Genomic DNA, 15,877 nt, shown 5'->3' with positions numbered 1-15,877 from the left:
TAGCCGCCACCCGGCAATAAAGCATCAGTGGTGCAGCATTTCTTCTACCACCTGCTCTTTGTACATCTCATTCGGATAATAGGTCGGCCAGTTATCCATCTCTTTGAGCAGCGCCTCGTGGGAGGTGTTGCCCATGAAGAGATGGAAGTGCGAAGAGGCCTTCGGCGCGATGGTGTGGTCGCTGAACTGAACAAACTTCGGCGCCTTGCTGCCGGCGTCCTTACACTCAAACAGGTAGCGAACGCCTTTTTTGCCCGATGCGTAGGTCAGTATTTTGTAGCCGCTGTAATCATACTGACAGCGGCTGACCGCTTTGCCCTTATGGAATTCCATCACGTTGTTTTCGATGCCGATGGCATCCACGTCCGTTGCATATCCCTTACGGTAGTACGCTTTCACCTCGTCATAGGTTTTGCTTTTGTCCTTCTGCGCTTTCTGTTTAAACACCGGATCCAGCGAGCCGTCCAGCAGGAACGGATAGACCGACTGCCAGGTCCCGTCCCAGTCTGACAGCGCTCTGTCCTTGACGTCCTTATCCTCAAACACGCCGTTTGCCGCCCGCTGTTCCGCTTCGGTCATCTGATGGCCGTGCGAGTGAGCAAACAGCTGGCCGCTGACCAGCAGCGCCCCCAGAGTCATGGCAAATTTCCCAATATGTGCAGCCAACATAACACCCTCATTCCGTTTTGTAAGAATGCGAATGTTATATTATAACATTTTAAATCGCAACCAGGCCGCGCACGCCCTCCTGCTCCATGTTTTCACCCCGCCCGCGCTGGATAATGGTGCCGCGGGACATCAGCAGGTAGCTGTCGGCCAGCTCGGCGGCAAAGTCGTAAAACTGTTCGACAAGCAGGATCGCCATGTCGCCTCGGTTCGCCAGGGTGCGGATCACCTGGCCAATCTCTTTAATCACCGACGGCTGTATGCCTTCGGTCGGCTCGTCCAGAATCAACAGCTGCGGACGGCTCGCCAGGGCGCGGCCAATCGCCAGCTGCTGCTGCTGTCCACCGGAGAGATCGCCCCCGCGGCGATGCTTCATCTCTTTAAGCACCGGGAACAGCTGCCAGATCTCATCCGGGACCTGCTTCGCCTCGCGGGCGGAAAATCGCGACATCCCCAGCAGAAGGTTCTCCTCCACGGTCAGGCGCGGGAAAATCTCGCGGCCCTGCGGGACGTACGCCACGCCAGACTGCACCCGCTGGTGCGGCCTGCTGTGGGTGATCTTTTTACCCTGCCAGATGACCTCCCCGGTTTTCGCCGGGATCAGCCCCATCAGACACTTCAGCAGCGTGGTTTTCCCGACGCCGTTGCGCCCCAGCAGGCAGGTGACTTCTCCGGTGACGGCCTCAAAACTCACGCCGCGCAGGATATGGCTGCCGCCGTAATACTGATTCAGTTCGTTAACCTGTAACATCATCGCTCCTTAGCGCCCCAGATAGACCTCAATCACCTGCTCGTTGGCCTGCACCTCGCGAAGCGAACCTTCCGCCAGCACGCGTCCCTGATGCAGCACCGTGACGTGGTCGGCGATAGTCTCAACAAAGCCCATATCGTGCTCCACCACCATCAGGGAATGCTTACCCGCCAGCGTTTTGAACAGCTCGGCGGTGTATTCGGTTTCCGCGTCGGTCATCCCGGCGGCCGGTTCATCCAGCAGCAGCAGGTGCGGGTCCTGAACCAGCAGCATACCGATCTCCAGAAACTGTTTTTGTCCGTGCGAAAGTAGCCCGGCGCGGCGGTCGCGCTCGCTGCTAAGGCGCAGCAAAACCAGCATCTCATCGATTCGGTCGCGCTGTTCACCGTTGAGTTTTGCCCGCAGGCTCGCCCAGACGGATTTATCGGTTTTCATGGCGATCTCCAGGTTTTCCCACACCGTCAGGGCTTCAAAAACCGTGGGCTTCTGGAATTTACGCCCGATCCCCTGGCGGGCGATGGCCGCAGGCTCCAGCGCGGTCAGGTCGATGGACTGATCGTACCGCTCTTTGGCCGCGTTTTGCCGGTGATGACGTCCATCAGCGTGGTTTTACCGGCGCCGTTAGGGCCAATCACGCAGCGCAGCTCGCCCACGCCGATATTCAGCGAGAGATCGGTCAGGGCCTGAAACCCGTCAAAATTGACGTTAATGGCCTCAAGCTGCAGCACCGGGTCGGTCTGTTCACGGTAACGATCGCCCGGCAACTGGCGGGTAAATAACCCTTCGGCTGGCTGCATTATTTCTCTCCCTTTCGAAACAGACCGTAGACGCCGCGCGGTAAAAACAGCGTGACGGCGATGAAAATCAGCCCCAGGAACAGCTGCCAGTATTCCGGCATCGCGACGGTGAAGAAGCTCTTGGCGCCGTTTACCAGCGCCGCGCCAATCACCGGCCCGACCAGCGTGCCGCGCCCGCCCAGCGCCACCCAGATCGCGGCTTCAATCGAGTTGGTCGGCGACATTTCGCCAGGGTTGATAATGCCCACCTGCGGGACATACAGCGCCCCCGCCAGGCCGCACAGCACGGCAGAAAGCGTCCATACCAGCAGCTTGAACCCGCGCGGATCGTAGCCGCAAAACGTCAGGCGGTTTTCGGCGTCGCGAACGGCGGTCAGGATGCGCCCAAACTTGCTCTTCGCCAGGGCAAATCCGGTGCCCAACGCCAGAATCAGCAACAGCACGGTCGCCAGAAACAGCGCGATACGGGTGGTCGTTTCCGTCACCGAAAACCCGAGCAGCGTGGTGAAGCCGGTAAAGCCGTTATTGCCGCCAAAACCGGTTTCGTTGCGAAAGAACAGCAGCATCCCGGCATAGGTCAGCGCCTGGGTCATAATCGAGAAATAGACCCCTTTGATCTTTGAGCGGAAGGCGAACCAGCCGAACACCAGCGCCAGCAGGCCAGGTACCATCACAATCAGCACCAGCGCCCAGGCAAAATGCTGGGTTCCCCACCAGAACCACGGCAGTTCGCTCCAGGAGAGAAACGACATAAACGCGGGAAGACCTTCACCCGCGGCCTGGCGCATCAGGTACATGCCCATCGCGTAGCCGCCCAGGGCGAAGAAGATACCGTGCCCAAGAGAGAGCATCCCGGCGTAGCCCCACACCAGATCCAGCGCCACCGCAACGATGGCATAGCAGAGGATCTTGCCAATCAGCGTCAGCATCCAGGTCGACAGCGCCAGCGGATGCGTCGCAGGCAGTAAGGCGAAAAACGGTAATATCAGCAGACACACCACCAGCAGGCTGCCTGCAAGTTGCGTTGTGCGCGGCGCTTTGCGCGCCAGCGTTAAGGTCAGCGGCTGGCTCATCAGTCAATCACCCTCCCTTTCAGCGCAAACAGCCCCTGAGGGCGTTTCTGAATAAACAGCACGATCGCCACCAGAATCACGATCTTGCCCAGGACCGCCCCCATCTGCGGTTCAAGAATTTTATTGAAAATACCCAGACCAAACGCCGCGGCCACGCTGCCTGCCAGCTGCCCTACGCCACCGAGAACGACCACGAGGAAGGAATCAATAATGTAGCCCTGACCCAGCTCCGGCCCGACGTTACCGAGCTGCGATAGCGCCACGCCGCCTAACCCGGCAATCCCTGATCCAAGCCCAAACGCCAGCATATCGACGCGACCTGTCGGTACCCCGCAGCAGGCGGCCATGCTGCGGTTCTGCGTCACCGCGCGCACGTTCAGCCCCAGACGGGTTTTATTCAGAATGAGCCAGGTAAAGAACAGCACCAGCAGCACGAAGCCCAGCACCACGATGCGGTTCCACGGCAGCGTCAGGTTGGCAAAAACCTGCACCCCGCCGGACAGCCATGCCGGGTTGGCCACCTCCAGGTTCTGGGCGCCAAACGTCATGCGCACCAGCTGGATGAGCATCAGGCTGATCCCCCACGTTGCCAGCAGCGTTTCCAGCGGGCGACCGTACAAATGGCGGATCACGGTGCGCTCCAGCACCATTCCGATGCCCGCCGTCAGGCAGAACGCGACCGGAAGCGCGATAACGGGATAGAGCGCCAGCCACTGTGGCGCAAGCCCGGCCATCGCCTGCTGCACCATCCAGGTGGCATACGCCCCCAGCATCAGCATCTCGCCGTGCGCCATATTGATGACGCCCAGCAGGCCGTAGGTGATAGCAAGCCCCAGCGCCGCCAGCAGCAGCACCGACCCCAGGGAGAGCCCCATAAACGCCTGGCCCAGCAGCTCGCCCCACATCAGTCGATGCTGGATCTGGCTAAGACTCTCCTGTGCGGCGGCGCGCACCCCGGCATCCGGCTCTGTCTGTGCCTGGGTAAACGGGGTAAGTCTGGACTCAACGTCCGGATCGTCGGACTGCCCTAATAACTCGACGGCCTTGCGGCGCACCTCTGCCTGCGGGCTGGAGAGCTGGAGATTCGCCACCGCCAGTAATAGCGCCTGACGTGCCATCGCGTCCGTTTCATCGTTTACCCGCTTTTCCAGAAAAGCGAGCATTCCGGGCTGGGTATCCCGCTGAAGCTGACGAGCTGCCGCCCGCCTTTCGGTGACACTGTCACTCACAAGCTGATGCGTAGCGATGGCCGTGGCGGCCAGCACGCGCAGCCGGTTGGTCAAACGAACGGCTTTGGCTGCCCCTTCGATCGACTTAGCGTCACCGAGCGACACCATTTGACCGCTGCGCTGCGCAAAGGCGTGCTTTTGACTGTCGGTATAGAGATTTTCTTTTTGCAGTGCCTGCAGCAGCGGCAGCCTCGCGGCGTCCGGTGCTTCGGCCCACTGCGTCAGCAACTCCGCCTGCTGGCTGCGGCTGGCGGCAACAAAACGATCGGCATCCGATGCCTGCGCCATCCCTGGCAGCAGTCCGGAAAGCCATACAAGAGCGATGAACATGCGCATGGCGTTCATGACGTTTCTCCCTGGTGATGGCTTAGTTGCTGGCGGTATTCATCGGCTGGTCGGGCTTTTTATCGTTTCCGGCGATGAACGGGCTCCACGGCTGGGCGCGCACCGGCTGTTCCGTCTGCCACACCACGTTGAACTGACCGTTGCCTTCGATTTCGCCGATCATGACCGGCTTATGCAGATGGTGGTTGGTGGCATCCATGGTGAGCGTGAAGCCTGACGGCGCCTTAAAGGACTGGCCGGCCATCGCCGCACGCACTTTATCCACGTCGGTAGTACCCGCTTTTTCCACCGCCTGCGCCCACATATGGATCCCCACGTAGGTAGCTTCCATCGGGTCGTTGGTCACCACGGTATCGGCATTCGGCAGCTTGTGCGCTTTGGCATAGGCTTTGTAATCCGCCACGAAGGCCTGGTTGGTCGGGTTATCCACGGATTCAAAGTAGTTCCACGCCGCGAGGTTGCCGACCAGCGGTTTGGTGTCGATCCCGCGCAGCTCTTCTTCTCCCACGGAGAACGCCACCACCGGCACGTCGGTCGCCTTCAGACCCTGGTTAGCCAGCTCTTTGTAGAACGGAACGTTGGAATCGCCGTTGATGGTCGACACCACGGCGGTTTTACCCCCCGCAGAGAATTTCTTGATGTTGGCGACGATGGTCTGGTAGTCGCTGTGACCAAACGGGGTGTAAACCTCCTCGATGTCCTTATCCTCCACCCCTTTCGAATGCAGGAACGCGCGCAGGATCTTGTTGGTGGTGCGCGGGTAAACATAGTCCGTGCCCAGCAGGAAGAAGCGCTTCGCCGCGCCGCCGTCTTCACTCATCAGGTATTCCACCGCCGGGATGGCCTGCTGGTTCGGCGCCGCGCCGGTATAGAAGACGTTTGGCGACATCTCTTCGCCTTCATACTGCACCGGATAGAACAGCAGACCGTTCAGCTCCTCGAAGACCGGCAGCACGGACTTGCGCGATACCGACGTCCAGCAGCCGAATACCACAGCCACTTTATCCTGACTTAACAGCTGGCGCGCCTTCTCGGCAAACAGCGGCCAGTTTGAGGCGGGATCCACCACCACCGGCTCCAGTTTTTTACCCAGCACGCCGCCTTTCGCGTTGATCTCGTCGATGGTCATCAGCGCGACGTCTTTCAGCGGCGTTTCGGAGATGGCCATGGTGCCGGAAAGAGAATGCATGATCCCCACTTTGATGGTCTCGGCCGCCTGCACGCCAAAACTCATTCCCATCGCCACGACGGACGCGGATAACGCAAAGGCTTTTAATAAGGTACGACGCTGCATATTTTCACTCCTGAAAAAGAACGCTGTGCGAAAACGTCCGTTACGGCGTGGACGCGGAAAAAAATGTGTCAGCGAAGCAGGAGCAAAAAGGATGCCAGAATGAAGGAAGCGCTATTTCAGGAGGGGGAACGCAGGATGTAAAGAGAACGTCTCAGAATGGCACAGCGCTGCACTTTTATAATGCAGCGCTGTGGAAGAGGCTTTACCAGACTTCGCTGGCGATCTGCGTGACCAGACGGACTTTGTCCCACTGCTGGGATTCACTCAGGCTGTTGCCCTCTTCGGTAGAGGCAAAGCCGCACTGCGGGCTGAGGCATATTTGCTCTTTTGCCACGTATTTCGCCGCCTCTTCCAGACGGGCTTTAATCCCCTCCGGGTTCTCCAGCTCACCGTTTTTCGTGGTGATAAGGCCGAGCACCACCTGCTGCTTGCCCGGGCGAATGAAGCGCAATGGCGCGAAATCCCCGCTGCGGTCGTTATCGTATTCAAGGAAGAACGCGTCAACGTTGACCGTCCCGAACAGCACTTCCGCCACGGGCTCATAGCCGCCTTCGGAAATCCAGGTTGAACGGAAGTTACCGCGGCATACGTGCAGGCCGATGGTCAGATCTTCCGGCTTGCCTTCCAGCGCCTTGTTCAGGACGCGGGCATAGATGCGTGCCAGCTCATCGGCATCATCGCCGCGCTCGCGGATCTGACAGCGCTGGTCGTCCGAACACAGATAGGCCCAGACGGTGTCGTCCAGCTGCAGGTAACGGCAGCCCGCGTCGTAAAATGCGCGGATGGCGTCGCGCCAGGTGGTCGCCAGATCGTCGAAATAGTCATTTAGATCCGGGTACACCGTCGCATCGATGTCTTTGCGCCCGCCGCGGAAATGGAGCACGCTTGGGCTGGGAATGGTCATCTTCGGCTGAGCATTGCCGCTGATGCTTTTCAGGTAGCGGAAATCTTCAAGCATCGGATGGTCGCCAAAGCCCAGCTTGCCGGTGACGCGCACGCCGTGGGCTTTGGTTTGTACCCCGTTGAACTGAATGCCCTGCTGCGAATCGTAACGCTCAACACCCTGCAGACCGTCGAAGAAGTCGAAGTGCCACCAGGCACGACGAAATTCACCGTCGGTGACCACATGCAGGCCGCACGCACACTGCTGCTCAACGACGTGGCGGATGGCATCATCCTCTACCGCGCGAAGCTGTCCGGCGTCAATTTCGCCGCTGGCGAACTTCAGGCGAGCCTGTTTGATGGCATCCGGGCGTAAAAAACTGCCGACTACATCGGCGCGGTACGGGGCGTGCTGTCGTTGCATGAAAATCTCCTCAGTCTGCCGGCGATAATTGCCAGCAGTGATAATTCATCATTTGAATTTTTAGACTTCTGGATGTCTAAATGTCCAAAAACAATGTCATACCTCACTGGCGCCGGCAAACGAGAAAATTTCACGGGTGTTGAAAAAAATTCACGTTCACAGCGCGACGGCAGTTTCGCTGCTGGCAAAGGCGAAGTTTTCATCCTCCCATCCGGTGATCCCCCCGAGCATGATTTTGACCGGCAGCCCGAGGCGCGCAAGCTTGAGCGCGGCTCTGTCCGCGCCGTTACAGTGCGGCCCTGCGCAGTAAACGACGAACAGCGTGCCTTCAGGCCATTCGGCCATGCGCTCGGCGGTCATCTGGCTCCGCGGCAGGTGCAATGCGCCAGGTACGTGACGGCGGGCAAACTGCTCCGGGCTCCCCACTACGTGCAGCAGCACGAAGTCCTGCTCATTATTGGCGATGGCATGGTGCACATCCGCGCAGTCGGTTTCAACGCTCAGGCGGCGCAGAAAATGGGTAACGGCTTCCTGCGGCTCGGCGGCCGGAAATTCAGTAACATAGCTCATGATCCTTCCTCATCTTTGGCGTTTGTGTTAACACTACTCTATCCACAAATTCAGCCCGTGAATGCGTTCGCTTATGCCAGAAAACAGCAAAAAGATGACAAACTTAAGACAAATTGCCCGCCCGCAGGTGGTGGTGCTGGCGTATGACGGTCTGTGTACCTTTGAGTTTGGCGTGGCGGTGGAGATCTTCGGCCTGCCGCGTCCCGAGCTGGGCGACGAGTGGTATCGTTTTGCGGTGGCGAGCGTGGACTACGGTGAACTTCGGGCAACAGGCGGGATCCGCATCGTTACCGATGGTGATTTAAGCCTGCTTGCGTCTGCGGACCTGATTGTGGTTCCCGGCTGGCGGGGGATAGATTCACCGGTTCCGGACGCGCTCTGCGTGGCACTACGCCAGGCCAGCGCGCGAGGATGCCAGCTGCTCTCCATCTGCTCGGGAGTGTTTGTGCTGGCCGCAACGGGGCTATTGAACGGCCGCAAAGCGACGACGCACTGGCGCTACATTGACGCGCTGAAAGTCCGCTACCCTGACATCGACGTGGTTGAGGATGTACTCTACCAGGATGAAGGCGATATTCTGACGTCCGCTGGCAGCGCGGCGGGAATCGATCTCTGTCTGCACGTTGTGCGGCGGGATTATGGCATGGAAACAGCAAACAGCGTGGCGCGTCGGCTGGTCATTCCCCCTCACCGGGATGGTTCACAGCCACAGCAGCTGAGCCGTCCGGTAGCCCAGCTGCGGGAAAGCCAGCGTCTCGGCCAGCTGTTTGATTTTCTGCACACGCATCTTATAGAGGCGCACAGCGTCGACTCCCTCGCGCGTCGGGTCGGAATGAGCCAGCGCACCTTCCTTCGTCGCTTCGAGGCGGCAACGGGGACGACGCCCGCACGCTGGTTAATCAATGAGCGCCTGCTGAGAGCAAAAGATTATCTGGAAAGCAGCCGGTTAAGCATCGACAGCATCGCTGAACAGACCGGGTTTGGTCAGGCGTCGACACTGCGTCATCATTTTCGCCAGCAGTTCGCGCTTTCCCCGGCTCAGTATCGCAAACAATTTTCACGTCCGGGTACTGCACGCTAACGGTTGAGGGTTCCCCACAAAATAATGCCTGCACGGACGACTCCCTCTCCCTTGTGGGAGAGGGCTGGGGTGAGGGGAACATACGGGTCTGGTGGTCATTCCGTTCACTTTATGTTCCTTGCTACTCTTTAACGACATAACCGGTGAACGTGCCAGGGTGGCTCAATCGCCACCACCCTGGCGACCCGGGCTCCCGGCGGTAAATCGCCGCTTCGCGGTCCCCTCAGCTTATTCCTTCAGGCTATCGGGTCGGGCATGAGCCTGCATCCCTGCAGGCCACGCCCTCTCGGCGCATCCCTGCGCCTCGCCCCGGCCTTACGGAAACGCTTCGGCGATTTACAGCCGGACCAGGGCATCGCTGTAAATCTGTCATTATTCTGAAGACAGTCTTATTGCTTCTGAATACATGTTTACAAAGGGGCCCCTCTCCGCTAAGAGGAAGACTCATTTTTTAATTTTCGTAATACGGAGCACCTGATGGTCACCACACACGTTTTTATTGCGGTCAGTCTTGATGGTTACATCGCCCGACAGAATGACGATATCGACTGGCTGCTGCAGCGCGACGATCCGGCGGAAGATCATGGCTATGAGGCGTTCATCGCGGACAAAGACTGCATCGTGATGGGACGAGGGAGTTATGAGAAGGTACTGACCTTTGACGCATGGCCTTACGATCGTCCCGTGCTGGTGCTCTCGCGACGGCTGGCCGATACGCCCGTGCCGGAGGCGCTGAGGGGCAAAGTGCAGTTTTCATCCCGCACGCCAAAGGAGGTGCTTGACGATCTCGCTGCGCAGGACGTACATCGCGTCTATCTTGATGGCGGACAGGTGATACAGTCGTTCCTGCGCGAAGGACTGGTAGCCGATATGGCGATCACGACCGTACCTGTACTGCTCGGGGGAGGGAAAACCGCTGTTCGGAACCTTGTCCCGGGATATTGATTTGACCCTGGTATCAAGCCGCAGCTTCCCTTCGGGCCTGGTGCAGTCGCATTATCGCCTGATGCCATAACCCTATCGCGACGGTCTGCGCAAAAAAAAACCGCCAAAAAATGGCGGTAAATGCTTGCATGGATAGATTTGTGTTTTGGTCTCTACGTCCCGACACTCCATGGCCGGGCAGCGGATCTCATATAACCTAACACCTGTTGTCTTAACGAACGCTAAACAACCTTATTAACCAGTATGGGTATTGATCTGCAAATAACGCATAAGGCCCTGCTCAGCGCTCTGTTTTGCATCGTCATTAATGGCTTCCAGATAAAAGGAGCGAGCGACACCATAAGGTGCTTTTTCAGAGGGATACACCGCAAACTGGAATGTTTTTCCTCTCGCCTGATGAGTGCAGTCTAATTCCCAACGCTGATCGTTCACTTTTTTGCTGGCGCAGGCAACGCTACCATAATCGCTGGTTAAATAAGAACCCACGCGAATTTCTGCAGATTGAATATATTCTGGTTCGTCATTACCTGCATAACGAACCCCTGCAGCGGCTCCAACAGCCACTGCCAGAAGCGCAAGCGCTATTATTTTTTTCATTTATAAATGACCTGTTCCTTAGCCTAAGATTACTATTATATAAGATTAATCCGTAATGCATACCTCCAATTGTGGACCAGAAATGGTAGTTTACAAAGATTAAGATGTTTTTAGGAACTGTCCTGGCCGCTATTTCGAACGCACATTATTTGACAATTTCTTTGCGCTAATTTTAATTTTTGAATAATAACCCAAAGAAATAATCGACATGATTATTCCGCATTGTTTTTAAGCGGTGAATCCATGATTAAAAAAGGGTTATCTTTCGTCATGCTTATTTGTGCGCTGTTTTCAGGCCAGCTTATGGCCGGACACAAAGGACACGAATATTTATGGGTCAAGAATGTAGGGCATCAGCTTCGTCATGAAGCCGACAGCGATGAGTTGCGAAGCGCTGCAGAAGAGTCGGCGGAGGTTTTGCGCGAACACCACCTGTGGCAGAAGTCGCGCAAACCGGACACGCACGTTCGGTAATTAGCTGCCCTTGCGTTTTGGCAGGGTTTTCATCAGATCGTCCGGACTGACGGACGCCACAATACTGCCGGGCTGCGGCATTTTGAAGATGTGGTTTTTCATCTTGCCAATCACATGCATTTCGCAGGGACGGCAGTCGAACTTGAGGGTCAGAACTTCATCGCCGTTTACCAGCTGCATGGGAGTGGCCTTCCAGCTCTTAATGTTCCCTTTCGCCTGTTTAGGACACAGGTTAAACGCAAAGCGCAGGCAGTGCTTGGTGATCATCACCGGCACATCGCCCTTCTCTTCATGCGCTTCATAAGCCGCGTCGATCAGCTGCACGCCGTGGCGATGATAGAATTCACGCGCTTTATGGTTATAAACGTTGGCCAGGAAGGATAAATGTGTCTCCGGGTATACGGGTGCAGGAACGGCTTCCGCTTTTCGGCTAGCGCGCGGATACTGCGCCAGGCGCGCGGCATCCAGCATCTCTGCCGTTTCACGGCGGAACTGGTTAAGCAGGCTGTTTGGCACAAATAGCGCGTCCGGCAGATTCACGTCGATAGCGCGCGCGTAGTAAATCGTCTGGCCCAGCTTCGCCACGCCATCCTTCAGGCTGTTAAGCGCTTTTTCCGCGTTGTTTGCCACCTCGAAAAGGCCATCGAGCGTATGCGTCACGCTAATTCCGTCTTCGCAGGTCATCGTCAGAATCAGCTGCTCTTCCCAGCCGCCCAGCTCAATATCCACGGCGATACGGCGTTCGCTGGAGGTTTTCAGCAGCGCCTGCTGCCAGTTATGATCGAGGTTACGGTTAAGGGCCGCGTTCGGCCGCGCCTTGTAGAGATCGGCGGGCATTTCATTCGGCCAGACGCGGTAGCGGTTCTCGCCGGTTTTCTCGACCGTATTGGCACGGAAGCCCACGACCTCACGCTTAATCATCACGTTAAGGCCATCGCCGTTCGCCAGCGGTTCCGTCACTTCGACATCAAGGTGATCTTTCGCCACTTTCAGCACTTCGCCCACCGGTAAACCGATAAACTTCGGTGAGTCGAACGCGCCGATATCCCCTTTACGGGCATTCACAAAATAGTCCGTGCTGCCGCGGTGGAACGTTTTGTCCGTCGACGGAATAAAGAAATGCTCGGTGCGGCCGGCCGACGCGCGCGCCAGGTCGCCGCGATCTTCGATAATGGCGTCCAGCATCTGGCGATAGTGCGCGGTGATGTTTTTCACGTAGCTCATATCTTTGTAGCGCCCTTCAATCTTGAAGGAACGCACGCCCGCGTCGATCAGCGCGCCCAGGTTGGCCGTCTGATCGTTATCCTTCATGGAGAGCAGGTGTTTTTCGAACGCCACGACGCGGCCCCGATCGTCTTTCAGGGTATACGGCAGACGGCAGGCCTGAGAACAGTCGCCGCGGTTGGCGCTGCGGCCCGTCTGCGCGTGGGAAATGTTGCACTGACCGGAGTAAGCCACGCACAGCGCACCGTGGATAAAGAATTCAATCGTCGCGTCTGTCGCCTGGTGAATATCGCGGATCTGATTCAGGTTCAGCTCTCGCGCCAGAACGATCTGCGAAAAGCCGACGTCGGAGAGAAACTTCGCCTTCTCGACCGTGCGGATATCGCACTGGGTACTGGCATGCAGTTCAATGGGCGGAATATCCAGCTCCAGAACGCCCATGTCCTGAACGATCAGGGCATCCACCCCGGCCTGGTAGAGATCGGTAATCAGACGTTGCGCAGGCTCCAGCTCATCATCATGCAGAATGGTGTTCAGGGTCACGAACACTTTCGCCCCGAAACGGTGGGCGAACGGCACCAGTTCAGCAATATCGCTCAGGCTGTTGCTGGCGTTATGGCGGGCACCGAAGCCAGGGCCGCCAATGTAGACGGCGTCAGCGCCGTGAAGGATCGCTTCACGGGCAATGGCGGCGTCGCGGGCCGGGCTTAAAAGTTCAAGATGATGGGATTGCAGGCGCATACTTCGTCGTTATCCGTTATGGTCAAAATGGCGGCTATTGTAGTCAGAAGTATGCGTCAGCGAAACAGTTTTGCGTAGCGTCAGCGGGGATAATGAATCAGGGAGTGAAAATGCACCGTCCGGTCGCTGCTGTTGCGGTAGGCGTGCGGTTTATCGCCGGCGAAACGGACGCCCGAATCGGCAGAAATCGTCTGCCACGTGCCGTCAAGCTTCATCTCCAGCTCGCCGCTGACCACCACCACATGTTCAATCACCCCGGCCTCATGCGGCGTGGATTCACTGAGCGCGCCGGGTGCCAGGGTAATGGAGAAATAATCAAACCCGAGCGTCTCGTCCCACGGAAAGAGCGGTTTGACCACCATCGCCTGCTGCTGCGGGTCAAACACCGCCTGCCGGTCCGCCTCTGGCGTGATGAACGCGGAAAACGGCACGTTCAGCCCGGTGGCTATTTTCCACAGCGTCGACACCGTCGGGCTGGATTCATTGCGCTCGATTTGCCCCAGCATCGCTTTTGACACGCCGGTCTCGTCCGCGAGCTTCGACAAACTCCAGCCGCGCGCCTGGCGCAGAGTTTTCAGCGTTGTTGCAAGGTGTAGTGTGATGTCCATGGTCCCTCCTGATGGCGATCAGCATACCACTTGTACGCTATAGCGCACAGTGTTACCTTATGTCGGACGTTATAACGCACAACGGAGTTTTTATGCGCCCTTCCTCTCACCTTGTTCCAGTCGCACTGGCTGGATTTGTCGCCGTGCTGGTCGGTTACGCCAGCTCGGCCGCCATCATCTGGCAGGCCGCCGCGGCGGCTGGTGCCAGCGCACAGCAGATCGCAGGCTGGATGACCGCGCTGGGGATTGGAATGGGCGTCAGCACGCTGGCGCTTTCCTGGTGGTACAAAGCGCCGGTGCTGACCGCCTGGTCAACGCCCGGCGCGGCGCTGCTCGCCACCAGCCTGCACGGCGTGACGCTGCCGGAAACGATCGGCGTGTTCATCTTTGCTAATGCGCTCATTTTACTTTGCGGCATCACCGGGCTCTTCGCCCGTCTGATGAGGCTGATCCCCCATTCGCTTGCCGCCGCCATGCTGGCAGGCGTGTTGCTGCAGTTTGGCCTGCACGCGTTTGCGCACCTGGAGGGTCACTTTCTGCTGTGCGGCAGCATGATTGCGGCGTGGCTGTTGGCAAAAGCGCTGGCGCCGCGCTATGCCATTGTGGTCACGCTGCTGGTTGGCGGTATCGTGGCATGGGCGGGAGGTGACGTTGTCACCGATAAGCTCGCGTTCTCCCTTGTGATGCCCGAGTTTATTGCGCCCACGTTCACCTTCACCAGCCTGGTGAGTATTGGCGTGCCCTTCTTCCTGGTCACCATGGCATCGCAAAACGCGCCGGGGTTCGCCACGATGAAGGCCTCCGGTTACCCGCTGGCGGTCTCGCCGCTCATCATCGTTACGGGAGCGCTGGCGCTGCTGTTTTCCCCTTTTGGCGTCTTTTCTATCTGTATCGCAGCCATTACTGCCGCCATTTGTCAAAGCCCGGATGCGCACCCGGATCCCGCAAAACGCTGGCTGGCGGCCATCGCAGCCGGAGGATTTTATCTGCTGGCGGGGATTTTCGGCGGCTCGATTACCGGGCTGATGGCCGCTCTGCCGCTCAGCTGGATCCAGACGCTTGCCGGTCTGGCGCTGCTGGGCACCATCAGCGGAAGTTTATATCAGGCACTGAGCCACGAGGCGGAGCGCGACGCGGCCATCGTCACGTTCCTGATGACCGCGAGCGGCGTCACGATCCTGGGCATCGGTTCGGCATTCTGGGGGCTGGTGCTGGGCGGCGTGTGCTATGCCCTGTTTTCACGCGCTCGCCGCGCGTAGCTGCGAAGGCGTCATGCCCGTCGCGCTGCGAAAGCGGTTGCTGAAGTGGCTGGCGGAGTTAAACCCACAGGCAAGGGCGATGTCCGTCAGCGGCGTCGCCGTGTTCTGCACCAGCGCCTTCGCTTTTTCCATTCTTCTCTGCATCACGTACTGATGCGGCGCCAGCCCCGTCGACTGGCGGAACATGCGGGCAAAATGGTATTCGCTGAGGGCGGCCTGCGCCGCCAGTTCAGCCAGCGTAAGGGGTTGCCCGAGGTTCTCTTCAATAAAGGCCAGCACGTTGCGCAGCACGAATGGCGATAGCCCGCCGGTGACGACCGGCAGCTTCCACTGAACGTTTGAGTAGTTTTGCAGCAGATGGGTCAGGAGCAGCGTAGAGGCCGTGCTCAGGGTTAGCTGGTTGGCGTGCTGCTGCCAGTCGCAGCCGAGTAAAAACTGGCGATACAGCGCGGTGATCTTCGGATCGCTACCAAAAATGCGCTCGTCCAGCGTCAGCGAAAGCGGGCGCTTGTCCCAGATCTTTTCCCCCACGTCGCGCAGGTGTTCATCGGTGCAGTACAGATGCACAAACGACAGGTCATCACGGATATCCCACGTCGATTCGCTCTCTTTTGGCATCAAACAGAAGCGGTCCGGCCCCCCGCCGTTCTTCCAGCCGCCCGGCGTTTTTTGATAGCTTTCGTAGCCGTCCGCTACGTACAGGCTCAGGGTATGGTGGTTACTTTTTACCGTTATCGTATCGTGCTTGTTGTACCACGCTGCCAGCTGAATGCCCGAATTCAGCGAGACGGTTTCCCGCAGGACCGCATTCTGTTGGCAAAGCGTTTCAAAGGTATCGTAAGCGTGAGACATGACCGTAAGCGCGTGATTGACTGGAATATCAGTCTAAGAAGAGTTGTCTCTCGTTGCCAGCCCCC

14 protein-coding genes and 2 pseudogenes are annotated in these 15,877 nt (G+C 58.1%); 4 read left to right on the top strand and 12 right to left on the bottom strand.

All coding sequences use genetic code 11. The annotated features are described in order from the left end of the window. Positions 1-24 precede the first annotated feature (24 nt). The 8 genes and pseudogenes from zinT to WM95_RS12250 all read right to left on the bottom strand — a co-directional run bounded on the left by zinT (position 25) and on the right by WM95_RS12250 (position 8,031). Positions 25-666 carry a metal-binding protein ZinT gene (zinT, locus tag WM95_RS12285; RefSeq protein ID WP_063409696.1) on the bottom strand — a complete coding sequence of 214 codons (642 nt, stop codon included), beginning with the start codon at positions 664-666 and terminating at the stop codon, positions 25-27. 52 nt (positions 667-718) lie between these two features. Then, entirely contained in the window at positions 719-1,417 is a 699-nt protein-coding gene (gene urtE / locus WM95_RS12280; protein ID WP_045354944.1) for an urea ABC transporter ATP-binding subunit UrtE, read from the bottom strand. Between the two features lie 9 nt (positions 1,418-1,426). Continuing rightward, positions 1,427-2,214 (bottom strand): annotated as a pseudogene (urtD, locus tag WM95_RS27715) (urea ABC transporter ATP-binding protein UrtD). Continuing rightward, positions 2,214-3,287 carry an urea ABC transporter permease subunit UrtC gene (gene urtC, locus WM95_RS12270; protein ID WP_045354943.1) on the bottom strand — a complete coding sequence of 358 codons (1,074 nt, stop codon included), beginning with the start codon at positions 3,285-3,287 and terminating at the stop codon, positions 2,214-2,216. The pseudogene urtD and the gene urtC overlap by 1 nt, the downstream one beginning before the upstream one ends. Beyond that, entirely contained in the window at positions 3,287-4,861 is a 1,575-nt protein-coding gene (gene urtB / locus WM95_RS12265; protein ID WP_063409645.1) for an urea ABC transporter permease subunit UrtB, read from the bottom strand. Before urtB ends, urtC begins: the two co-directional genes overlap by 1 nt. Before the next feature lie 22 nt (positions 4,862-4,883). Next, complete coding sequence (gene urtA / locus WM95_RS12260) at positions 4,884-6,155, bottom strand: urea ABC transporter substrate-binding protein (protein ID WP_063409644.1); 1,272 nt, start codon at positions 6,153-6,155, stop codon at positions 4,884-4,886. Positions 6,156-6,357: 202 nt separating this feature from the next. Further along, a complete protein-coding gene (locus WM95_RS12255) occupies positions 6,358-7,461 on the bottom strand; it encodes a cobalamin-independent methionine synthase II family protein (protein ID WP_063409643.1) in 1,104 nt (367 codons plus the stop codon). Positions 7,462-7,617: 156 nt separating this feature from the next. After that, on the bottom strand, positions 7,618-8,031 hold the full coding sequence (locus tag WM95_RS12250; RefSeq protein WP_063409642.1) for a rhodanese-like domain-containing protein: 414 nt from the start codon (positions 8,029-8,031) through the stop codon (positions 7,618-7,620). A 73-nt stretch (positions 8,032-8,104) separates the two neighbouring features. Between WM95_RS12250 and ftrA the strand changes: the two genes are divergently transcribed. Both ftrA and WM95_RS12240 read left to right on the top strand, forming a co-directional pair. Continuing rightward, complete coding sequence (gene ftrA, locus WM95_RS12245; RefSeq protein ID WP_088544788.1) at positions 8,105-9,112, top strand: transcriptional regulator FtrA; 1,008 nt, start codon at positions 8,105-8,107, stop codon at positions 9,110-9,112. A 477-nt stretch (positions 9,113-9,589) separates the two neighbouring features. Then, positions 9,590-10,127, top strand: a pseudogene (locus tag WM95_RS12240) (dihydrofolate reductase family protein). Positions 10,128-10,291: 164 nt separating this feature from the next. Here the strand turns inward: WM95_RS12240 and WM95_RS12235 are convergent. Further along, positions 10,292-10,654: a hypothetical protein gene (locus WM95_RS12235; protein ID WP_023311761.1), complete on the bottom strand. Its 363-nt coding sequence runs from the start codon at positions 10,652-10,654 to the stop codon at positions 10,292-10,294. Between the two features lie 243 nt (positions 10,655-10,897). On the opposite strand from WM95_RS12235, the gene WM95_RS12230 reads away from it, so the two are divergent. Next, a complete protein-coding gene (locus tag WM95_RS12230; protein WP_063408416.1) occupies positions 10,898-11,128 on the top strand; it encodes a DUF2554 family protein in 231 nt (76 codons plus the stop codon). Here the strand turns inward: WM95_RS12230 and WM95_RS12225 are convergent, their stop codons facing one another. After that, positions 11,129-13,093, bottom strand: coding sequence for a peptidase U32 family protein (locus WM95_RS12225; RefSeq protein ID WP_023311759.1), 1,965 nt, complete (start codon positions 13,091-13,093; stop codon positions 11,129-11,131). Between the two features lie 80 nt (positions 13,094-13,173). Beyond that, the gene (locus tag WM95_RS12220; RefSeq protein ID WP_023311758.1) at positions 13,174-13,701 is read right to left on the bottom strand and encodes a helix-turn-helix domain-containing protein; all 528 of its coding nucleotides are present in this window, start codon (positions 13,699-13,701) and stop codon (positions 13,174-13,176) included. Between the two features lie 92 nt (positions 13,702-13,793). Here WM95_RS12220 and WM95_RS12215 point away from each other — a divergent pair, with 92 nt between their 5' ends. Then, entirely contained in the window at positions 13,794-14,960 is a 1,167-nt protein-coding gene (locus tag WM95_RS12215; protein ID WP_023311757.1) for a benzoate/H(+) symporter BenE family transporter, read from the top strand. Here WM95_RS12215 and WM95_RS12210 read toward each other — a convergent pair. Further along, on the bottom strand, positions 14,940-15,812 hold the full coding sequence (locus tag WM95_RS12210; protein ID WP_032657103.1) for a helix-turn-helix transcriptional regulator: 873 nt from the start codon (positions 15,810-15,812) through the stop codon (positions 14,940-14,942). The genes WM95_RS12215 and WM95_RS12210 overlap by 21 nt on opposite strands. Between the last annotated feature and the right edge of the window lie 65 nt (positions 15,813-15,877).

This window comes from Enterobacter cloacae complex sp. ECNIH7 (genome assembly GCF_002208095.1).
Classification (GTDB): Bacteria; Pseudomonadota; Gammaproteobacteria; order Enterobacterales; family Enterobacteriaceae; genus Enterobacter; species Enterobacter cloacae_M.
This window is presented reverse-complemented; position numbering and strand designations above follow the sequence as displayed.

Coding starts and splice junctions, on each gene's coding strand:
- WM95_RS12225 (WP_023311759.1), bottom strand. CDS start 13,093: ATGCGCCTGCAATCCCATCATCTTGAACTTTTAAGCCCGGCCCGCGAC.
- urtA (WP_063409644.1), bottom strand. CDS start 6,155: ATGCAGCGTCGTACCTTATTAAAAGCCTTTGCGTTATCCGCGTCCGTC.
- WM95_RS12210 (WP_032657103.1), bottom strand. CDS start 15,812: ATGTCTCACGCTTACGATACCTTTGAAACGCTTTGCCAACAGAATGCG.
- urtE (WP_045354944.1), bottom strand. CDS start 1,417: ATGTTACAGGTTAACGAACTGAATCAGTATTACGGCGGCAGCCATATC.
- urtC (WP_045354943.1), bottom strand. CDS start 3,287: ATGAGCCAGCCGCTGACCTTAACGCTGGCGCGCAAAGCGCCGCGCACA.
- WM95_RS12235 (WP_023311761.1), bottom strand. CDS start 10,654: ATGAAAAAAATAATAGCGCTTGCGCTTCTGGCAGTGGCTGTTGGAGCC.
- WM95_RS12255 (WP_063409643.1), bottom strand. CDS start 7,461: ATGCAACGACAGCACGCCCCGTACCGCGCCGATGTAGTCGGCAGTTTT.
- ftrA (WP_088544788.1), top strand. CDS start 8,105: ATGCCAGAAAACAGCAAAAAGATGACAAACTTAAGACAAATTGCCCGC.
- WM95_RS12230 (WP_063408416.1), top strand. CDS start 10,898: ATGATTAAAAAAGGGTTATCTTTCGTCATGCTTATTTGTGCGCTGTTT.
- WM95_RS12250 (WP_063409642.1), bottom strand. CDS start 8,031: ATGAGCTATGTTACTGAATTTCCGGCCGCCGAGCCGCAGGAAGCCGTT.
- WM95_RS12215 (WP_023311757.1), top strand. CDS start 13,794: ATGCGCCCTTCCTCTCACCTTGTTCCAGTCGCACTGGCTGGATTTGTC.
- WM95_RS12220 (WP_023311758.1), bottom strand. CDS start 13,701: ATGGACATCACACTACACCTTGCAACAACGCTGAAAACTCTGCGCCAG.
- urtB (WP_063409645.1), bottom strand. CDS start 4,861: ATGAACGCCATGCGCATGTTCATCGCTCTTGTATGGCTTTCCGGACTG.